Source organism: Gemmatimonadaceae bacterium (assembly GCA_035633115.1).
GTDB lineage: Bacteria > Gemmatimonadota > Gemmatimonadetes > Gemmatimonadales > Gemmatimonadaceae > UBA4720.
In genome coordinates this window covers 34,538-54,226 of record DASQFN010000031.1, presented here as the reverse complement: position 1 = coordinate 54,226, position 19,689 = coordinate 34,538, and the positions used below count along the sequence as shown (strand labels likewise).

The 19,689-nt window shown below is 61.8% G+C and carries 17 protein-coding genes; 14 read left to right on the top strand and 3 right to left on the bottom strand.

Translation table 11 applies throughout. The features are described from left to right. Positions 1-278 precede the first annotated feature (278 nt). The 4 genes from VES88_03190 to VES88_03175 are packed head-to-tail and all read left to right on the top strand — an operon-like array spanning position 279 to position 6,503. Entirely contained in the window at positions 279-3,575 is a 3,297-nt protein-coding gene (locus tag VES88_03190; GenBank protein ID HYN80480.1) for an amidohydrolase family protein, read from the top strand. 14 nt (positions 3,576-3,589) lie between these two features. Continuing rightward, positions 3,590-4,177, top strand: coding sequence for a GNAT family protein (locus tag VES88_03185; protein HYN80479.1), 588 nt, complete (start codon positions 3,590-3,592; stop codon positions 4,175-4,177). After that, positions 4,177-4,392 (top strand): hypothetical protein, encoded by a 216-nt coding sequence (locus tag VES88_03180; GenBank protein ID HYN80478.1) that lies wholly within the window; start codon positions 4,177-4,179, stop codon positions 4,390-4,392. The genes VES88_03185 and VES88_03180 overlap by 1 nt, the downstream gene beginning before the upstream one ends. After that, positions 4,392-6,503, top strand: a complete 2,112-nt coding sequence (locus VES88_03175) for a S9 family peptidase (protein HYN80477.1) — start codon at positions 4,392-4,394, stop codon at positions 6,501-6,503. Before VES88_03180 ends, VES88_03175 begins: the two co-directional genes overlap by 1 nt. Before the next feature lie 60 nt (positions 6,504-6,563). Here VES88_03175 and VES88_03170 read toward each other — a convergent pair whose 3' ends face one another. Further along, positions 6,564-7,184 (bottom strand): flavodoxin family protein, encoded by a 621-nt coding sequence (locus VES88_03170; GenBank protein HYN80476.1) that lies wholly within the window; start codon positions 7,182-7,184, stop codon positions 6,564-6,566. A 114-nt stretch (positions 7,185-7,298) separates the two neighbouring features. Between VES88_03170 and VES88_03165 the strand changes: the two genes are divergently transcribed. The 3 genes from VES88_03165 to VES88_03155 all read left to right on the top strand — a co-directional run bounded on the left by VES88_03165 (position 7,299) and on the right by VES88_03155 (position 11,215). Then, a complete protein-coding gene (locus VES88_03165) occupies positions 7,299-7,979 on the top strand; it encodes a YdeI/OmpD-associated family protein (protein HYN80475.1) in 681 nt (226 codons plus the stop codon). A gap of 70 nt (positions 7,980-8,049) precedes the next feature. Further along, positions 8,050-8,232, top strand: coding sequence for a hypothetical protein (locus VES88_03160; GenBank protein HYN80474.1), 183 nt, complete (start codon positions 8,050-8,052; stop codon positions 8,230-8,232). A gap of 67 nt (positions 8,233-8,299) precedes the next feature. Next, positions 8,300-11,215, top strand: coding sequence for an AAA family ATPase (locus VES88_03155; protein ID HYN80473.1), 2,916 nt, complete (start codon positions 8,300-8,302; stop codon positions 11,213-11,215). 194 nt (positions 11,216-11,409) lie between these two features. Here the strand turns inward: VES88_03155 and VES88_03150 are convergent, their stop codons facing one another. Further along, positions 11,410-12,903 (bottom strand): S8 family serine peptidase, encoded by a 1,494-nt coding sequence (locus VES88_03150; protein HYN80472.1) that lies wholly within the window; start codon positions 12,901-12,903, stop codon positions 11,410-11,412. Between the two features lie 592 nt (positions 12,904-13,495). Between VES88_03150 and VES88_03145 the strand changes: the two genes are divergently transcribed. After that, complete coding sequence (locus VES88_03145; GenBank protein ID HYN80471.1) at positions 13,496-13,798, top strand: BrnA antitoxin family protein; 303 nt, start codon at positions 13,496-13,498, stop codon at positions 13,796-13,798. Between the two features lie 67 nt (positions 13,799-13,865). Here the strand turns inward: VES88_03145 and VES88_03140 are convergent, their stop codons facing one another. Further along, positions 13,866-14,819 carry an N-acetylmuramoyl-L-alanine amidase-like domain-containing protein gene (locus VES88_03140; GenBank protein HYN80470.1) on the bottom strand — a complete coding sequence of 318 codons (954 nt, stop codon included), beginning with the start codon at positions 14,817-14,819 and terminating at the stop codon, positions 13,866-13,868. 125 nt (positions 14,820-14,944) lie between these two features. Between VES88_03140 and VES88_03135 the strand changes: the two genes are divergently transcribed. The 6 genes from VES88_03135 to VES88_03110 all read left to right on the top strand — a co-directional run bounded on the left by VES88_03135 (position 14,945) and on the right by VES88_03110 (position 19,686). Next, positions 14,945-15,586 carry a hemolysin III family protein gene (locus VES88_03135; protein ID HYN80469.1) on the top strand — a complete coding sequence of 214 codons (642 nt, stop codon included), beginning with the start codon at positions 14,945-14,947 and terminating at the stop codon, positions 15,584-15,586. 72 nt (positions 15,587-15,658) lie between these two features. Continuing rightward, positions 15,659-15,880, top strand: coding sequence for a ribbon-helix-helix protein, CopG family (locus VES88_03130; GenBank protein ID HYN80468.1), 222 nt, complete (start codon positions 15,659-15,661; stop codon positions 15,878-15,880). 2 nt (positions 15,881-15,882) lie between these two features. Next, on the top strand, positions 15,883-16,278 hold the full coding sequence (locus VES88_03125) for a putative toxin-antitoxin system toxin component, PIN family (protein ID HYN80467.1): 396 nt from the start codon (positions 15,883-15,885) through the stop codon (positions 16,276-16,278). After that, on the top strand, positions 16,254-17,942 hold the full coding sequence (locus VES88_03120) for a D-aminoacylase (protein HYN80466.1): 1,689 nt from the start codon (positions 16,254-16,256) through the stop codon (positions 17,940-17,942). The genes VES88_03125 and VES88_03120 overlap by 25 nt, the downstream gene beginning before the upstream one ends. Continuing rightward, positions 17,939-19,276, top strand: coding sequence for a radical SAM protein (locus tag VES88_03115; protein ID HYN80465.1), 1,338 nt, complete (start codon positions 17,939-17,941; stop codon positions 19,274-19,276). The genes VES88_03120 and VES88_03115 overlap by 4 nt, the downstream gene beginning before the upstream one ends. Next, the gene (locus VES88_03110; protein ID HYN80464.1) at positions 19,273-19,686 is read left to right on the top strand and encodes a hypothetical protein; all 414 of its coding nucleotides are present in this window, start codon (positions 19,273-19,275) and stop codon (positions 19,684-19,686) included. The genes VES88_03115 and VES88_03110 overlap by 4 nt, the downstream gene beginning before the upstream one ends. The last annotated feature ends 3 nt before the right edge of the window (positions 19,687-19,689 follow it).

Here is a 19,689-nt window from a genome sequence, read left to right as displayed (position 1 = left end):
TACCGAGAGAGAACCGCGGGTCCGAGGTCACAGGAATTCAAGGTCACAGCTTGCAGGTGAGGCGCGAGGCGATTCGCTGAAACCTCACCTGCCGCCTCGTCAGCCTTGGTCTGCTCATCCCTCGGACCCGTGTTTCTCTCGTTTGACCCTGTGTTGACACCTTATAGTGCCCCAGACTGTGCCGTTGATTGAGTTGCAGAAGTATGGGCCGACCGGCACAATTCGGACGACCCGCAATGCCGCCTGCCGGGGCTTAACCCGAAACCCACAGTCCATCCATGCGCCGCACACTTTTCCTGCTCGCCGCACTTCCTCTCGTCGCGCTATCAGTCGCGAGTCTCCACGCGCAGCAGACCACTGAGAGCAAAGACAAATGGGATGTAGCAAAGAACCTCGGCTTCGATCGCACGCTCGATTTCCAGACGAGCGAGGGAACATGGATGAGCGTGGACGTGAGTCCCGACGGCCGGTGGGTCGCATTCGACATGCTCGGGGACATCTATAAGGTTGCAATCACAGGTGGTGCGGCGGAGCGCCTCACGGGCGGTCCGGCGTGGGATCACATCCCGCGGTGGAGCCCGAGCGGCAACGCCATTGCGTTCGTGAGCGACCGTGACGGCGCAGACAACATCTGGGCGATTGGGCCCGCGGGACAGAATCCGCGCGCAATCACCAAGGAGAAGGAGACGCTTCCCACAAATCCGAACTGGAGCCCCGACGGCGACTACATCGTCGTCAAGCGCCACGTCACCGATCAACGCTCACTCGGCGGCGGCGAGATCTGGCTGTATCACACGATGGGCGGCAAGGGCGCGACGCTCGTCGCGCGCGAGGGATTTACCAGCGACAAGAACGAGCCTGCGTTCTCCCATGATGGCCGTTACGTTTACTTCGATCAGGCCGGCCCGTTCGCCTACAATCCGAACGTTCACGCCGGAATCTTCCAGATCGTCCGCTACGACCGTGAACAGGGGACGACGTCACCTGTGACAGCGGGTGAGGGTGGTGCAGTGCGCCCAACTCCATCACCCGACGGAAAATGGCTTGCCTTCGTCAGACGGATGGGGACGAAATCGGTTTTGATGCTGCGGAACCTCGACGCGGGCAGCGAGCGCGCTCTGTTCGATGGTCTTGACCGCGATCAGATGGAGACGTGGACTCTTCATGGCGCCTATCCCGGATTCGACTGGACGCCGGATTCGAAGCGTATTGTCGTCGCAACCGGTGGAAAGATCAGGGCGATTGACATCGTAACGGGAAATCCGACCGACATCCCGTTCACTGCGCGCGTTCAGCTCCCCATCACCAGAACCGTGCACTACCCGCAAAGTCTGGAAACGGGAGATACCTTCCGCGCGCGCGTCATCCGCTGGCCGACGATCTCGCCCGACGGGAAAACAATGTTGTTTCAGGCAGTGGGGCGCATCTGGAGCATGACGCTGCCGAATGGAAGGCCCGAGCGTGTGACCGACGGAGACCGGCTCGAATACGCGCCCGCAATTTCCCCCGACGGAAGGTGGGTCGCATTCACATCGTGGAGCGACAGCCTCGGAGGCGCAGTGTGGAAGGTGCCGCTGCGCGCGGGCCGGCGAGCGGCGCCGACTCGCCTGACGGCGCGCGCCGATCAATACGCGAATCCGGCGTGGAGTCCCGACGGACGGCGGATTGCATTCGTCGAGGGGAGCGATGAAGTAAATCGCGGCGCCGATCTCAGCGGCGAATTCTTCCTACGCCTTCGCTGGGTGAGCGCCGAGGGCGGACAGGTGCGCGATATCATGACCACCGCCAACCGCGGCGCCAACCGCCGCATGCCGCGCCTGTCATGGAGTCCCGACGGCGAGCGGATCCTTTTTCAGTCGACCAAGAGCGACACGACGTATCTCACGAGTGTGAAGCTCGACGGCACGGACGAACGTCAGCTCGCCCGGAATAACGTCGCCGACGAAATGATAGCGAGTCCCGACGGACGCTACGTGGCGTTCAAGGAATCGCACAACATGTACGTCGCTCCCCTGCCGAAGGTGGGCCGAGCTCCCTCGACCATCACCTCGGCGAGCTCGCCGACGCCGGTGAAGCAATTGAGCCGCTGGGGCGGAGACTGGATCGCGTGGACGAGCGGGAGCAAAGCCGTAACCTGGAGCCTCGGGCCAACGGTGTACCGCCAGCAGCTCGATTCAATTTTCGCCGAAGAGCTCAGACGCGAGACAGCGAAGCCGGATTCGGCGAAGCAGGCCGACAGCGTCGCGAGAGCGCGCGCTGATACGGCGGCCGCCGCCCGCGCCAAGCCGAACGCGGTCGTAAAAGGTGACGTGTTCGAGGTGATGCTGACGGTCCCGCGCAGTCGTCCGAGCGGAGTCGTGGCACTCACCGGAGCGCGCATCGTGACGATGAAGGGCGAAGAGGTGATAGAGAACGGAACGGTCATAATCGAGAACGACCGCATCCGGGCCGTCGGCCCTTCGGCGCAGATACAGGTTCCCGCGGGTGCACGCACCATCGACTCCCGTGGGAAAACAATCATCCCGGGACTGATCGACGTACACGCGCACATGGGATACCTGGCGCTCGACGTGAATCCAGAGCGCCCGTGGCAATACGCTGCAAACCTCGCATACGGCGTGACGACGACGCATGACCCAAGCGCATCAACGCATTTCGTCTTCAGCAACAAGGAGCTGGTGGACGCAGGAGAGGTACTCGGACCGCGAATTCTTTCCACCGGATTTGTTCTCTACGGGGCGCGGAACCCGGAGCGAGCGTTCATCAACACTCTCGAGGACGCACGTGGACATCTGCGGCGCATCAAGGCGCTCGGCGGCTTCAGTGTGAAGAGTTACAACCAGCTCCGGCGGGACGCCCGCCAGTGGGTGATCCAGGCCGCACGGGAAGAGCGGATGCACGTCTATCCCGAAGGCGGCTCGACGCTGGCGATGAACGGCTCGATGATCGTGGACGGTCACACGGGTATCGAGCATGCAATCCCGGTAGCCGAGCTGAACACCGATTGGATCACTCTCGCGGCGCGGAGCGGGACCGGGTACACGCCCACTCTTATTGTCGGCTACGGCGGCATCTGGGGTGAGAACTACTGGTATCAGAAGGACGACGTGTTCAGGAATGCGCGTCTCCTCCGGTTTACGCCGCGCGGACAACTCGATGCTCGTGCACGGCGCCGGATGCTGATACCGGACGATGAGTTTTATCACATCGAGCTGGCGAAGGCCGCAAAGAGGATTCTCGCCGCCGGTGGCCAGGTGCAGCTTGGTGCGCATGGTCAGCTACAGGGACTCGGGCCGCACTGGGAGCTGTGGATGCTGCAGCAGGGAGGGATGACGGCGATGGAAGCTCTGCGCGCGGCGACAATGTCTGGCGCGCGTTACCTCGGCCTCGACTCGCAGATCGGGTCGATCGAGCCAGGTAAGCTCGCCGATCTGGTGGTGCTGGATGCGAACCCTCTCGAGAGCATCCGCAATTCCGAGAGAGTCGGGATGGTGATGAAGAACGGGGTGCTGTACAATGAGAATCTGGACGAAGTCTGGCCGAAGGAGAGGAGGCGCGGAGCGCTACGGTTCTAGTGTCGAGTCGTGACGTGACTGAAGGTATTGAGCTCAAGCAGTCGGAGCTGCCAACGCTCGTCGCATCGAATCTTCACTTGCGTGCGCTCACACGCGCCGACATCCCGGCGCTCTTTTCGATATTCGGTGACCCCGAGGTGACGCGCTACTGGAGTCATCCCGCGTTGGCCACGGAAGAGGACGCGGCGAAGCTGCTCGACCATATAACGAGTAGCTTCAAAACGCGGTCATTGTTTCAATGGGGACTTGCGCGTCGTGAAGACAACCTCGTTATCGGCACGTGTACGCTCGCTGGTCTCGATCGTGGCCACCGCCGAGCCGAGCTCGGCTTTGCGCTCGCTCGAGCGGAGTGGGGGAAGGGTCTCATGGCCGAGATGCTCCCAATTCTGGTAGACTTTGCGTTCGGACCATTGTCGCTTCATAGATTGGAAGCCGACGTCGATCCCCGGAACGCCGCCTCGCTGTGCACACTCGAGCGCCTGGGGTTTCGCAAAGAGGGTTATCTTCGCGAGCGCTATCACGTCGGCGGCGAAACTCAGGACTCGGTACTGCTCGGTCTGCTCGCCGCCGAATGGCTGAACTTTCGAAGTGGAGATGATTGATGCGACGCTTCGGAACCATTCTGATGGTCATTGGCGCATTCGTGATGATCTCTTCGGTACTCGCCCTTATCGGACCAACACTCGTGGCTGGTGGTATCAATGTTACCGGCTTCGTGACTTCGGTACCCGGCGCGCTCCTCACCGGCGCCGCGCTGCTTTTCATCGGCGCGCTGTTAAGGCGGCGGGCGCTCTCAACAAACCAGGAGAACCGTTGATGCTCGTGAAACGTAGATGGTCGATTTTCATCGCGCTCTTCGCGACGACATCCGTCAGTGCACAAACCGCGGGCAAAGAGACACTGACGCACGAGTCGATGTGGATGATGAAGCGCGTCAGCTCTCCAGCTCTCAGTCCCGATGGGAAATGGGTGGTGTTTTCGGTCACCGACCCGTCGTACGATTCCAAGGAGCAGTCTTCCGATCTGTGGATCGCGAGCAGCGATGGAAAGTCAAAGCCGCGCCGCGTCACCGAGACAAAGGACGGGGAGAGCGAAGTCACGTGGTCCCCCGACGGCCGTATGATCGCTTTCTCCGCAAAGCGCGAGGGGGACGAAGCGAACCAGATCTACCTGCAGGATGCTGCCGGCGGTGCAGCACGGCGGATAACTACACTGTCGACGGGCGCGCGCTCTCCGCGGTTCAGTCCGGATGGAAAGGCTCTGCTCTACACGAGTGTCGTGTATCCCGGGGCAATGGACGACGAAGCAAACAAGATAGCCGCGAAAGAGGAGACGGAGCGGAAGGAAAAGGTCCGGGTTTACGACGCGTTCCCCGTCCGCATCTGGGACCGTTGGCTCGATGACAAGCAGGTCCACCTGATACTACAGAACCTCGATCCAGCCGGACCCGCCAAGGATCTCCTTGCTGGAACACAGCTGGTTCGTCAACCCGGCTTCGGCGTGCCGACGGCGGAGGGCTCGCGGCAGGACATCGACGCAGAGTGGGCGCCGGACGGGAAGTCGATCGTTTTCGCCGTTACAACGGCGCGCAACACTGCCGCCCACGCGGAAGTTCCGGTGAATCTCTATCGTGTTGCCGTCACGGGCGGCGAGCCCGAGCGCATTGCGAGCGCAGGCGGCGAGTATGCCAGTCCCTCGTTCAGCCCTGACGGCAAGACTCTCTTCGTGAAGTTCTCACCGAACAACAAGAAGGTCTACAACCTCACGCGCCTCATGGCATTCGACTGGCCGTCGATGAAAAACGAGCGCGTTGTCGCGCAGACAGATCGTTCCGTCGACGACTACGTGGTCACACCCGATGGCAGGACTATTTACTTCACGGCGGAAGATGCCGGACTGGAAAAGCTGTTCACGGTCCCTGCCCAGGGCGGGCAGGCCAGGCTCTTCATCGATCCGAAACGGGGTGTGTACAGCGCATTGAGGATGGCCGACAAATCGCCGGTGATGCTTGCGCTTTGGGCCTCTTCAGTCGACCCAGCCGAAGTCGTTCGTATCGAGGTTAACGGTAAGAGCCACAGCAATCTGACCGAGTTCGCCGTCGCTGATGCGCGGAAGATCGACTGGCAGCCGCCGCAACATTTCTGGTTCACGTCTAAGCGCGGCCGGAAGATTCACAACATGATCGTGCTACCGCCAAACTTCGATGCGAAGAAGAAGTATCCGCTGTTCGTGCTGATCCACGGTGGTGCGCACAACATGTGGCGCGATCAGATCTCGCTGCGCTGGAATTATCACCTCCTGGCAAAGCCGGGATACGTGATGCTGATGACGAACTACACCGGATCGACAGGATTCGGCGAGCAGTTCGCGCAGAACATTCAGGGTGATCCGCTGCGCGGGCCGGCCGAAGAGCTGATCGAGGGCGCGGATGAAGCAATCCGTCGCTTTCCGTTCATCGATGCCACTCGGCAGGTTGCCGGCGGGGCGAGTTACGGAGGCCATCTCGCGAACGCTCTCGAGGCGTGGTCGGGAACGCGGTTCAAGGCGCTCATCTCTCACGCGGGTCTGGTGAACCTCGAGTCTCAGTGGGCCACTTCGGACGGGATTTATCATCGCGAGATCCAGTCGCTCGGCCCGGTATGGGAGCAGAACGAAGTCTGGCGAACACAGAGCCCGGCGCGGTTCGCGGCGCAGTTCAAGACGCCGATGCTTCTGTCCGTTGGCGAGAAGGACTATCGCGTGCCGATGAACAACACGCTCGAGATGTGGTCACTGCTGCAGCGGCGTCAGATTCCCAGTCGGCTTCTGGTGTGGCCCGAGGAGAATCACTGGATACTCAACGCGTACAATTCACGACTGTTCTATAAGGAAGTGGCTGACTGGCTGGGGCGGTGGGTTAACGGGGCGGCGAAGACAACCGCAAACTGAGGACAACACGCTGCCCGCTGATCGCTCTGCGCTCACCGCGGCGCGCTCGAGCGGGATGATTCAATCGTCTGCTTGAGGGAATGGGTTGTCCCTCAGCAGGCGTGCGAGGTATGCCTCGTTGCGGGCAAAGGTCCGCGCGGCTTTGTAAACCCCGCGCCGCTGGAATTTCTTCTTCAGCGATTCCTTCGTATCGCCGGAGGCGTCGCCGAGGAAGGTGACGGACGGCGCAGGGGGAATCGTGAATCCGTTCCAGCTCATGAAGTTCAGAATATTGCCGATGATGTGCTCTGCGCCGTCTTCGTCGCCCGTGATGACGATGCCGCCAACCTTGTTGGCGAACTCTGACTTGCCTGTTTCCAGCAGCTCGTCATTCAGCTCGTCGAGGCGCTCGATGATTCTCTGTATGAGTGAGGACTGAATTCCCCACCAGATCGGTGTTGCGAAGATGACGATGTCCGAGGCGATCATCTTCTCGACAATCTTCGGCCAGTCGTCGTCGTCGATTTCGGTTCTGGTGCCGGGCTGGATATTGTAGTCGCGCAGGCGGATTATCTCGCTGTCCACATCCTCTTGCAATTTGAGGATGTCCGCCACCACTTCGCACAGCGTCAGCGTATGCGAAAGGACCTGCTTCTTTTTGAGCGTGCCTACGAGAAAGATTGCTTTGAGCGGCTGGGGCATGGCGGCACCGTCCCTCTGGTTAGTGCTTCAGAATCGAGCTGCGGGTTGGTCGGCTAATGTCCGGCAAATAGGAGACCCGTAATGGAGACCGGCGAGACCAGTGAGTAATCATCTGTGACGGACTGGCCGTTGGTCCTGAGTCCGCAAAGCCCTCAATCAGCAGTCGGCACCAGGAGCCGTCACGAGGACACAAGATTAATTTTTGAAACGATGCAGCCGAAATTCTTTGAAAAACCTGCCGACTTTCGCCGCTGGCTCAAGGAAAACCATGCGTCCGAGACCGAGCTTTGGGTGGGGTTCTACAAGAAGAGCACCGGGAAGCCCAGCATCACGTGGCCCGAGGCGGTGGATCAGGCGCTCTGCTTCGGGTGGATCGACGGCGTTCGAAAATCACTCGACGCCGAGAGTTACACGAACCGTTTCACTCCTCGACGGCGCGGCAGCAACTGGAGCTTGGTCAACATCAAGAAGGCAGGAGAGCTCATTGAGAGCGGACTCATGCAATCCGCCGGGAAACGAGCATTCGAGGCGCGCGACCCGGCCAAATCGGGCGTCTACCTGTTCGAGCAGCAAAAAACTGCGACGCTGCCGCCGGCCGAAAAAAAGCGTTTCAAGGCCAACAAGCGCGCCTGGCAATTCTTTGAGTCCCAGCCGCCCGGTTATCGCAAGCTTGCCATCCGTTGGGTTCTGAACGCCAAATTGGAAGCGACACGCGACCGCCGCCTTGCTACACTGATCAAGGATTCAGCGGCGGGCAGAAGACTTGCACCCCTCGCAACGCCGAGGAAACGTTGAGAACATGAGAATACTGATCCGTCGCTGCGTCTACTGAGTCACCAATTTCCACGCTGCCCGGGCGGCAGCGATGCTTCGCCGCGACCTCGGCGTCGAGGTTGAGCTCGAAACGGGGCCATACGGCTCTTTTCAGGTCCGTTGCGATGACGGGACAGTCCTCGTCGACGGTGGATCATTGGCGTTCATGGGCGTTTTGCCGCCCTTGACCGAAATTCGCGCGCGCGTTGCCGAAAAAATGGGAGCCGCCCCGTAGCCATTTCCCGCGAAAGCCGGAGTGGTATACATTGCGCGTTGGTCACAAGTAAACATTCGCACCATACATGATCCGATCCGTCGTCTGTCCCACGTCGGTAGGTCGCGAAGCGCCGTTGCGCTCGCTTCTCGAGCGCCTCGACCGCGCCGTCGAGGGGCATGGCACCGTGCTGCTCCTGGGCGGCGACGGCGGCGTCGGTAAGAGCCGTCTTGTTCGCGATCTCAAACAGGAAGCAACGGCGAGACACGTCCGCGTCATTGAAGGGCGTTGCTCCAGCACCGAGTCCTCCGTTCCGTATGCGCCGTTCATGGACGCCCTGCGATTCCGGATTGCGCGAGGTGAAGGCGACGAAGTCGCGAAGATTCTCGGTCCGCTTCGCGCCATTCTCGCCCCGATTTTTCCGCAGCTCGAGGGCGCAGCGGCAGCACCCGATCAAACCGCCGAGCGCGACCGCGAGCGTCCTTATGCGCTGATCTTCGGCGTTCTCGAGCGATTGGCGACGGACGATCCGATGCTACTCGTCCTCGAAGACGTTCACTGGGCGGACCAGACTTCGCTCGAGCTCCTCCATCACCTGGCGCACCGCGCGACATCACTTCGTCTGATGATGGTCGTCACCTATCGCTCCGACGAGCTGCACGCCGCACATCCTCTGCGGCGATTGCTCGGCTCGTTGGCGCGCGACCGCGTCGGCGAAGATATGCGGCTCTCGCCGCTCGGGCGCGATGAGACCACCGAAATGCTCCGGTGCATGCTCGGGACCGAGCCCGATTCAGCGTTTGCGGCGGAGATCTGGAGAAGGGCAGAAGGGAATCCGCTTTTCGTCGAAGAGCTGGTCTCGGTGCTCGCCGAAGGCGGAGTACTCGAGCCCACCGCCGATGCTGCTGCGGCACTCGCGCGTACGCGGCTGCCGTCGACCGTCAGCGAGGCGATTCTCGCCCGCGTGAACGCTCTCGGACCGCGAGCGATGGAGACGCTTTCGGCTGCCGCCGTGATCGGACGCATCGTCGAGTTCGAGGACATGCGCGAAGTACTCGGCATTTCCGAGGAGGAGCTGGTCGAAGTTCTCGAGCAGCTCGTCGCCCATCAGCTGCTGCGTGAAGAGAGAAACGAGAGCGGCGAGTGCTACGTGTTTCCGCACGCGCTGATGCAGGAGACGCTGTATGAGAGCATCATCTCGCGCCGACGCCGAATGCTGCATCGTCGCGTGGCCGCCGCTCTCGAGAAGCGCGCGGCGAACACTCCGCGGCGCCTGGATGAGCTCGCGTATCATTTCCGACTCGGCGGCGACCACGAGCACGCCTATGAATACGCGCGACTTGCCGGCGACGAAGCAGTGCGACTGCGCGCATGGGATGATGCCTCGGAGCACTACGAGAACGCGCTGGCCTCGCTCGAGGAGCTCGGCGATGAGGGAGTGCGCGCAGCCGAAGTACTCGAGCGACTGGCGGCGGTAGCCTGGCGACAGAGCCGCGCCGCAGCAGGACGCCAGTACGCCGAAGACGCGCTGCGATTGTGGCGCAGCCTCGGCCAGAGTGAGCAAACGGCGCGTGTTCTTCGCGGCCTCGCAACATTGCGCGTGGAGGAGGGCGACACCGAAGGTGCGGCGGAAGCGCTCGACGAAGCGCTGCGTCTCCTCGGTGACGAGTCGCCCAGCCGCGAGCTCGGTCCCATCTACGACGACCTCGGCCGATTGTGGCTTGGACGCGGCGATCTCGACCGCGCGGAGAGTCTCTTGCTGCACGGGTTGTCGCTCTCGTCACGCGACGCACAAGGGGCCGAAGAAGTACTCGCGCTTGTCGGCCTCGCCGAGCTCAGCATACTGGGGGGCGAAGTCAACGCTGGAGTTGCACGACTCGATGTTGCACTCGCGCTCTTGCGCGAAGGACGGCTACCGTTCGACCGGCTTGCCCGTGTTTATGCGGAAGGCGTGAAGGCTCTGTTGCTGGCGCAGGAATACGAGCGCGCGTTGAGCTGGGCCGATGCGGCGCGCGCGCTGTGCAGAGATCAGGGAGTCGTTGGCCTGGACGCGCTGTTCCGCGCAATGCGTGCGGCAGTGCTGACAATTACGAGCGGGGAAGAGGATACTCTCGCGGAAGCTTCGGCTGCGGTCGACGAGCTGCGCCGAGCTCAACGAGCGGAGCTGCGCGATGCGCTCCGTGTGCTGGGCTTTGTGTGCCGGGCGCGTGGCGACTTGGCTGGTGCGCGCCGCGCGTATGAGGAAGCGATCGAGCTCGGCGATCGCGGCTGGTCTGTCGGCCTCGCGCTTGTCGCTCTCGCCGAGGGACGCAACGCCGAAGCGGCGAAGGTTCTCGAAGCCGCGCTGCGGTCTGTGCCTCCGAGTCAGCCGCTGCTCGCGCGGCAGCTGCTGCCGTACGCCGCCGAGGCGCTCATTGCCGTTGGGCGCGTAGAGGATGCAGCGGAGCTGGTCGATAACGCTCCGACGCTGTCGGATGCGGAGGCGGGAGCCGCGCAGCTCGCGCACGCGGTGGGACTCGTGCGCCTGGCGCAGGGCCGAACGGAGGAAGCGCGCGAAGCTCTTTCTGCGGCGGCCGAAGCCTGGGACAAACTCGGAAATCGTCTGGAATGCCGGAGAGCGCGAGTAACCCTGCTCGAGGCAATGCTGTCAGCCGGCGACTCGTTGGAGGGGCTCGCGCTCGGCAGGCGTCTGCTCGAGGAGCTCGGACGTCCACTGTTGCCGAGAGAGCGCGAGGTCGTGCGGCGGGTGCTGCGGCGGGCGGGCGTGCGCACGAGGCCGAGCGTCGCGGGCTCGGGAGAGGCGCGCGTCGCGGGCTCAGGTCTCACGAGTCGGGAGCAGGCAGTGCTGAACGAAGTCGCGAAGGGACGAACGAATCGCGAGATCGCGGTCGCCCTGGGAATAGCCGAGAAGACCGTGAGCGTGCATGTGAGTCACATCCTCGCCAAGCTCGGATGCAAGACGAGGACGCAAGCCGCGAGGTTCGTCCCGCAGTCGGCGGTCTAATCCGCAGTCCGCGGTTTAATCCGCACTCCGCAGTTTAGTCCGCAGCCCGCAGTGTAGTGCCGCAGTTCGCAGTGCCGTTCCGCAGTCCGCAGTATCGGAAAATCGCAAAGGCCCCATCGCCTCTCAGGATGAGACCTTTGCGGGTCCGTCGCGCCGAGGGACACCATGTCACCCCTCGGGAATTGCAACGCCCGTTATTTCAGACCAAGCGCCCTCGCGACGTTGATGCGTCCGTAGTTCGAGTAGATATCCCGGCCTTTCACCCCGATGTCGTCTGCGGTGCCGAGGATCTTCGCGCGGATCCCGGCGACAGAGAGGCTCGGGTTGTCCGACTTGATCATCGCGGCCTGGCCGGCCACATGCGGGCTCGCCATGCTCGTCCCCGCTGCGTACGCGTAGAAATAAACGACTCCGTCAGTGCTGACTCGGCAGGGGGCGAGACCCGCCTCACCAGCTCGTCGCGAGCAGGCACCGATAATCAGATCCTGATTGACGTACTCCGCCGTATCCGACGCATTTCCACCCGGTGCTGCGACCTCGATCGCCGACATGCCGTAGTTCGTGTACTCGGCGGGCTGATCGAAATTCTGCTGCATGAGCGGCCCCGTCGCCGAAACGCAGATCGTGCTCTGCTCGCACGGTGTGTAGACGATGGTTCCAACGTCGAGGTTGATCGCAGCGTTCCCCGCGGCGGAAATGACGACCGCCCCCTGCTTTTCGGCATCCTTGATGACGCGCCTCATCAACTCCAGCAGAGCGGGAGCTCCCTCTTCACCCGGCTCCACCCCTGCGCCAAGGCTCATGTTGATGACGTCGGCGTTAGCTGGACCTGCGGCGTGACGAATTCCGCTGGCCACGCTCTCAAACGATCCGCTGCCTGTCATGCTGAGCACTTTCACCGCGATGAGAGTGATGTCAGGAGCGATGCTCGCGACGCTGATGTTGTTGGAAGCAACGGTAGAAGCGACGTGCGTGCCGTGGAAGTGATTGTCCATGAACGCAGAGTCACCGGGAAGCTGCGGCTCGATTGGAGCACTGACCGAAGGAACACCATCGGCAACCCCAACGATCAGGTTCGCAAAGGACTCTGATGCGTTGAGGTCGACAAGAGTGCGAATCTCGCGGTGACCATAGTCGATTCCTGTATCCAGAATCGCGACGCGGGTCGACGGAAGGCCCTGCTTTCCCGCTACCCACGCTTTGTCGGCCTGAATGACGCGCATGTTCCACTGCGTTCCATTGGCATAGTACGACGCGTTCGCGGGATTGTTTTGCGGCACCGCCGCTGCATCGCCTTGTATCGCGCCCGCCGTCCTGACGTTGGGCAGCCAGTTGAGGATGCGGTCGCTGCCTACGGATTCGACGAGCGTGTTGGCGCTCAGTGTTGCCAGTGCGCTCGTAGACAGTCCGGAGACGAATGCGACTCCGATATTGTCCCAGCGCGTGGTGACTGTCCCGCCGACGGAGTTGAGGAGCGCGAGACCTGCGAGCGGAATGGAGGAGGTGTCCTTGAAGATTACGACAGTTTTTCCGGTGGGGATTCCGCTCGCGGGACTGAGCGATGTTCGGACTGCCGCAGAGGACGTCGGCGCGGCGATTCTGGTCGGAGCATCGGTGCACGCGGCGAGAAGCGCTGCAGTGGGTGCGAGAATCACGGACCACTGGCGAAGGTTGGCTCGGAGAGGCATTGATTTCGTTCCCTTTTGTACGGACCGCCGTAAATCGATCCTTTGATTGCGATCCGGAGTTCGTATCGTGTGTAGCGCGGAAGAATTCCGGCTACGATCACCTGCGAGGCCGCAGTGTGCCGCGACTTCGAGGGAAGTGTCGTGGGAGAGGGGTTGCGGCGAAAATTGGGCGGATGCCTTACGCGTTAACGCCGTTTCAGGCGGGATCACAAGCCCGACTAAGTAGATCGCCTTACTCCGCGAAGGTAGGCCTGCTCTCGAGGTCATGACGAGCCTCGATCGCCTGGGTATGGAAGTGACACTCCCCGCGTCGATTTGATGAAGGCGAATTCAGAACTCGCTGTAGAGTCCCGTGCCAAGTCTTGTCATTTCGTATATACATAACTAATGTTCCCGTGGGACCCCGCCAAAGCGGAGTCAAACCGTCGAAAGCACGGACTCTCGTTCGAAGAGGCTGTCAATGCGTTCGCGGACGGCGACGCGCTCGATAGCCCGGATTTGCGCCATTCAGCGAGCGAAACTCGCAGGCTGCTAATTGGAAAGCTGCCGGGCGGTCGGATTATCACGGTCGCTTACACTCGGAGGGAAGCGGATGACGGCGAAACGACGACCAGGGTCATCAGCGCGCGGCAGGCGAGCTCGGAAGAACGTGCTGCACGTGCCCGACAGCGCAATCGACTTCTCTGATATTCCACCCCTGAGCCGCGAGCAGTTAGCCGCAATGCGCCGTGTCGGCCGTCCCCCGATTGGTGGCGCGACGAAACGACCGATAGCGTTTCGAATCAACCCGAATCTCCTACAGCACTTGCGGCGCCTCGCGGCCGACCGAGGCAAGTCTTATCAAACGCTGATGCACGATCTCCTGGAGAAGGCCGTCGCCGAGTCTCAGGGATAGGAGCGGACGTCGCTGGCGTTCGGCCACATCGGTCAGACGCCGATCCAATCCTTGGTGTCTACGTCGGTCAACCCAATGGGCGCGCCACTAGAATGCCGGTGGCGCGACGAATGGCGGAGACGTACTCGGGAAGAGTCGACCGCGTGACCTCCACGACTCCACCCGAAAGCGGAGCGTGCAGCACGCGGAGCACTCCGCCCGAGTCGCGATAAGCGAACGCGGCGTGGCTCACGTCGAGGCCGGGGATCGACGTCGCAAATGCCACCACATCTCCCGTCTGGATGCGGTCAACGACTTCAGGAATCCGTGCCGTCGGTACGACGTGACGAGGATGCTTGTCGAGACTGCGCTCCATTTCTCCGATCGCGCGGAATACGGCATCATTGGCGAGCGCCGGATAGCTGCTACGATGCCCGGTCATGAAGCGCAGCGGACGAGTGTCTTCGATTCCACCGAGCTCGGCACCCAGGTCGCGCACAAGGCCACGCTTCTCTCCGTCTGAAATCCACTCGCTGAAGTAGTGCAATCGCGACGTGTAGCCGCCGCGTTTTCCACCACGATACCGCATTCGCTCCACTTCGCGGGCGAATCGATCCCACGACGGATCACGAGTCTGCGCGGCGACGCGGGCGACTGCGAGGCAGGATTCCACGAGCGTGACGCAGTCGAACCGGCTGAGCGACACCGTGAGCGGCTCGGTGCGCGAAGGATTGCCGCCGGCGCGTAAATACGCCTCGAGCGTGAAGGCCTCATAAGGAGTGCCGACTGCAAGCTCACCAACGCGAATCGCTCTGCGTCCGAGGGAAAGTCTGCGTGGAGCCGGCGCCTCACGGCGTAGCGTCGTGGTCCATGCAGCGAGTCGCGCCTGATCGCTGTCGGACAGGGCAAGCGACTCAGTATCTTCCAGCCATTCCGATATGCGCGCGAGGTCGTCGTCGAAGAGAGAGAATGGAATCATCAGCCCGGCCGCCGAGACGGCGACGTTTCTGAGCAGCTCTCTGCGGGAAAGTGGCGTGTTCATACGCGATTACCGGAATGAAAAGTCCCAGTATTATTCTACACCACAGGACCTTGGCACGACATCAGATTTTCGTCGATGAATGTACGGTGCGTGGGGCTGCCGCAATGGGTGCAATCAATAGATCAATGTCAGATCGCGACCGTTCAATCGGCGAAGAAATAGCAAACAGCATCACCCACGGCCTGGGTCTGATTGCAAGCTTAGTCGGACTTCCGATTCTGCGGCTGAAAGCCCGCGCGAGCGGCGACCCTTCCGCGGTTTCCGGCGCGACGATTTTTGGGGTGACGCTCATTCTGCTGTACGGAACGTCGACGATTTATCACGCTCTGCCGTTGTCGAAGTGGAAGGGCTTCTTTCGAGTTCTGGATCATTCGGCGATTTACCTCCTCATCGCCGGAACGTATACGCCCTTCGCGCTCGGGCCATTGCGCGGTGCGTGGGGTTGGACGCTGCTGGCCATCATCTGGACGCTTGCCCTGGTCGGGATCGGTGCGAAAATCCTGGGGTGGTTCCGGATTCGTTATTTGTCTACAGGACTGTATCTGGCGATGGGCTGGCTGATCGTCGTCGCGATCAAGCCGCTCATTGACAACGTTCCGCCTGCGGGCCTCCTGTGGATCGCGGCCGGCGGACTCGCGTACACCGGCGGAGTTGCGTTCTACGCGATGAAGCGCGTGAGATACAACCATATGATATGGCATCTGTTCGTTGCTGCTGGGAGCGTGTGCCATTTCATCGCCGTCCTTGGCTACGCGCTCCCCGCCTGATAACACGCGAGGTTTTTCGTCGTATGCCGTGCACGGATTGACGCCAAAGGGTTGTGTCTTACATTGTATTACATGAAGAACGCCAGCGTGACGATTCGCCTCGATGTCAAGCTCCAACGAGAGCTGGACCGGCTCAGTCGGCGTCTGGGCCGAAGCCGCAGCGACCTTGTCCGCGATGCGGTGCGCCGGCAGATCGCGTTGCTGCGCTTCGAGCAGGCCAGACGCGGGCTCCTGCCGCTGGCCGAAGCGCGCGGAATCCTGACGGATGAGGACGTGTTCGATGCGGTCTCGTGAGGGTGTTCCTCGACACTAACGTCCTCGTCAGCGCCTTCACCGCGCGCGGCCTCAGTGCCGACCTCATGCGACTCGTCCTGGCGGAGCACGAGGTTCTCACTGGAGAGGTGAACCTGCAGGAATTGCGGCGAGTGCTGGGAGGTCGTTCTGGTGCGTCCGAAGAGCAGCTGAGGGACATTGAAAGTCAGCTGCGGGATCATACAATTGTTGCACGCCCTTCCTCACCAGCCGACAAGAGTATTCGCGACTCCGATGATCTTTGGGTAGTCGCGTCAGCTACGGCTGGGCAGGCCGACATGCTAGTCACGGGCGACAGAGATCTGTTGGAAGTCAAAGGAAAACCTCCGCTGTCGATTCTGAGTCCCCGGTCTGCATGGGAAATGTTGAGGACGCAGTGATAGCCAATGATCGTGTGACCCTCAGCCGACGATCGTTCGTTGCCACGAGCGGGAACGCGCTGCTTGCCGTCGCCTGTGCTCCCGCTGTGCTGGCGCGTCGCAGCGATTACGACCTGGTGATTCGTGGCGGGACGCTCTTCGACGGTTCTCGCGTCGGTGGACGCGAACTGGATCTCGCGATTGAGAATGGGCGAATCCAGGCGATAGCCGGCCGCATCTCTGCGCGTGGACGAGAGGAGATCGATGCGCGCGGGCTCGCGGTTGCACCGGGATTCGTCGACATCCACTCACACGGCGACGGCACGCTCGCCGACGATCCGCGCGCGGAATCCGTCATCAGGCAGGGGATCACTACAATAGTAGTGGGCGCGGACGGTAGCTCCCGAGCGAACGGCTCGCCCGAAAAAACGTTCGCTGCACACTTCGACTCGGTCGATGCTCTACGCCCGGGTCCCAATATCGCGTCGATGGTTGGACTTGGCACCATCCGCGGCGCGGTGATCGGCGACACGGATCTCCCCGCGACTCCGGATGAGCTCACCCGAATGACCTCGATGGTCGAGCGCGCCCTAGCTGACGGAGCATGCGGAGCGTCATCAGGCCTGGAGTACACTCCCGGCGCGTTTGCGTCGCGCGACGAGCTCATTGCGCTGTGCCGTCCGCTCGCGAGTCGTCGCCTGCCCTACGCGACTCACATGCGCAACGAGGACGACCGTCTGCTCGAAGCAATCGACGAGTCGATTGCCGTTGCGCGCGGTGCAAGGTGCGCTCTCCAGATCTCTCACCTGAAAACGCAGGGCCCACGCAACTGGCCGAAGCTCGATCAGGTTTTTCGCCTCGTGGAAGAATCGCGGCGAGACGGTTTGGATGTCGCGTTCGATCGCTATCCATATGTCGCGTACGCAACCGGACTGACGAATCTCTTTCCGATCTGGAGCCGCGACGGCGGGACCGATGCTTTTCTCGCGCGACTCGCCGACCCCGCGGTATCGCCGAAAATCCGCCAGGAAACGCTGGCGAAGGTCGAGCTCATAGGCGGCTGGGACAATGCGCAGATCACGTCTGTTCGTGCCGCCGAGGATCGCGCGGCCGAAGGGAAACGGCTCGGCGCATACGCGAAGGCGATGATCAGTGACCCATACGAGCTGACTGTGAATCTCCTGCGACGAAATCGCGGCGACGTCGGGATGGTGGGATTCGCGATGAGCGAGACCAATCTCGAGCGGATCCTCGCGCACCCACTCGGCATGGTTTGCACCGACGGCGGGGCGTTCGCTGTCGACGGTCCCACTCGCCGCGGAAGTCCGCACCCACGCGGCGCGGGAAGTTTTCCGCGGGTGCTCGCGCGTTACGTACGCGAGCGGAAGGTACTCACTCTCGGCGATGCGATCAGGAAGATGACGTCGCTGCCGGCGTCGCGAGTGCGTCTCGCCGATCGCGGGCGACTCGCTGTTGGACTTGCCGGAGATGTCGTGGTATTCGATCCGGCGCGAGTCGCGGACACGGCGACATTTGAGGCGCCGTTTCAGTATCCGGTGGGAATCTCAGTCGTGGTGGTGAACGGGGCGGTCACACTTGGCGACGGCCAGCGGAGTGCGATAGGAACTGGCAAAGCGCTTCGCCTCGTCGGCGGCAATCGTCTGAGCAGGGGCGGGTCGGGATGAGAATTGCCCTCATTGCGATGAGCGGCGTTCGAGCGTTCAACGAGGAGCTCACGCGCATCGGCATGACGCTGCCCGGCTTTGCCGAGCGCGGCCGGACGATAGCCTCGCTGCCGAGTCTGTCACTCCTTACGCTGGCCGGCATGACGCCCGACAGGTTCGAGATATCCTACCACGAGATTGCCGATCTGCGTGAGCTCGGCGAGCTGCCACCATGTGATCTTGCCGCTGTCTCGACGATGACCGCACAGGTGAAGGACGCGTACGAAGTGGCACGACGCTACCGCGAAACTGGAACGAGGACAGTGATCGGGGGCCTGCACGCGACCGCCCTGCCGGACGAGGCGCTCCGCCATTTCGATATTGTTGTGGTTGGTGAGGGCGAGCTGAGCTGGCCGTCACTGCTGTGTGATCTCGAAGCTGGACGACCGCAATGCCTCTACCATGCCCGCGGTCAGGAGTTCAACCTCGACGAGGCACCGATGCCACGCTTCGAGCTGCTCGACCCTGCGAAATACAACCGGCTGACTGTCCAGACACAGCGCGGCTGTCCGTGGCGGTGCGAGTTCTGCGCGAGCTCCATCACGCTCACCAGCAGGTACAAGCTCAAGTCCATCTCGAGGGTGGTCGCCGAGATCCGCGCGATAAAGGCCCTCTGGCCACGTCCGTTCATCGAGTTCGCCGATGACAACAGCTTCGTCAACAAACGGCGCTCGAAGGACTTGATGCGGGCGCTCGGCGACGAGGGAATTCGCTGGTTCACTGAGACGGATATCTCCGTGGCCGACGATGTCGAGCTCCTCACCCTTATGCGCGAGTCGGGCTGCGTCCAGATTCTCGTGGGACTCGAAAGCCCCACTCCAGCCGGCTTGAATGGAATCGAGCTCAACCGTAACTGGAAGAGTGAGAGATTCGACCGATACAGGGAAGCCATTGAGCGTATCCAGTCAAACGGCATCCTTGTCACGGGCTGCTTCGTTCTCGGACTGGACGGTCACACACCGGCAGTTTTCCAGGACGTGCACCGTTTCGTCGAGGAGAGCGGCCTCGGCGAGGTGCAGATAACGGTGATGACTGCGTTCCCGGGCACGCCGCTGTACGAGCGGTTGCGGGCGGACGACCGTCTGCTGGATGAGACGGCGTGGGAGAAATGCACTTTGTTCGATGTCAACTTTCGTCCGGATGGAATGTCAGTCGCCGAGCTCGAGCGCGGGCTCCTCGAGCTCGGCCAGCAGCTGTATTCCGCTGCGGAGAAGAAGGCCCGCATGCGCGCGTTCAGGCGGCAGTACAAGAAACGTTGGCAGCCAACCCCAATCGCGGAGGGAATCGACCGATGACCGACAAACAAGGCTTTTACAAAACGGTTTTTCTTGTGGGCGCGGCATATGACATGATTATCGGAGCAGTGTTTTTTCTTGCGTGGAGGCCGATTTTCGAATCACTCGCCATCGAGCCGCCCGGGCACGTCTCGTATCTCCACATCACGACGGCCTATGTTTTCGTGCAGGGACTGGGTTACTGGTATGTCTCGCGGAACATCATCCGAAACCTCGACCTGGTACGGCTTGGCATCGTTTACAAGGCCATCTATGTAGGGTTGGCCGCATACTATCTCATGATTAATCAGCTGCTCCACGCGGTGTTCGCCTGGTTCGCTGTGTTCGATCTGATTTTCCTGGTGCTCTTTGTCGCGTGTCTGCGGTGGGCGGCTTCATTACCTGACGCCCGGGAAGGTGCGAGCGCGTAGCAG

Bases quoted from the DNA above. Each gene is read 5' to 3' on its own strand.
- VES88_03190 (HYN80480.1), top strand. From the start codon at position 279: ATGCGCCGCACACTTTTCCTGCTCGCCGCACTTCCTCTCGTCGCGCTA.
- VES88_03180 (HYN80478.1), top strand. From the start codon at position 4,177: ATGCGACGCTTCGGAACCATTCTGATGGTCATTGGCGCATTCGTGATG.
- VES88_03175 (HYN80477.1), top strand. From the start codon at position 4,392: ATGCTCGTGAAACGTAGATGGTCGATTTTCATCGCGCTCTTCGCGACG.
- VES88_03170 (HYN80476.1), bottom strand. From the start codon at position 7,184: ATGCCCCAGCCGCTCAAAGCAATCTTTCTCGTAGGCACGCTCAAAAAG.
- VES88_03160 (HYN80474.1), top strand. From the start codon at position 8,050: ATGCTTCGCCGCGACCTCGGCGTCGAGGTTGAGCTCGAAACGGGGCCA.
- VES88_03155 (HYN80473.1), top strand. From the start codon at position 8,300: ATGATCCGATCCGTCGTCTGTCCCACGTCGGTAGGTCGCGAAGCGCCG.
- VES88_03150 (HYN80472.1), bottom strand. From the start codon at position 12,903: ATGCCTCTCCGAGCCAACCTTCGCCAGTGGTCCGTGATTCTCGCACCC.
- VES88_03145 (HYN80471.1), top strand. From the start codon at position 13,496: ATGACGGCGAAACGACGACCAGGGTCATCAGCGCGCGGCAGGCGAGCT.
- VES88_03140 (HYN80470.1), bottom strand. From the start codon at position 14,819: ATGAACACGCCACTTTCCCGCAGAGAGCTGCTCAGAAACGTCGCCGTC.
- VES88_03135 (HYN80469.1), top strand. From the start codon at position 14,945: ATGTCAGATCGCGACCGTTCAATCGGCGAAGAAATAGCAAACAGCATC.
- VES88_03130 (HYN80468.1), top strand. From the start codon at position 15,659: ATGAAGAACGCCAGCGTGACGATTCGCCTCGATGTCAAGCTCCAACGA.
- VES88_03120 (HYN80466.1), top strand. From the start codon at position 16,254: ATGGGAAATGTTGAGGACGCAGTGATAGCCAATGATCGTGTGACCCTC.
- VES88_03115 (HYN80465.1), top strand. From the start codon at position 17,939: ATGAGAATTGCCCTCATTGCGATGAGCGGCGTTCGAGCGTTCAACGAG.
- VES88_03110 (HYN80464.1), top strand. From the start codon at position 19,273: ATGACCGACAAACAAGGCTTTTACAAAACGGTTTTTCTTGTGGGCGCG.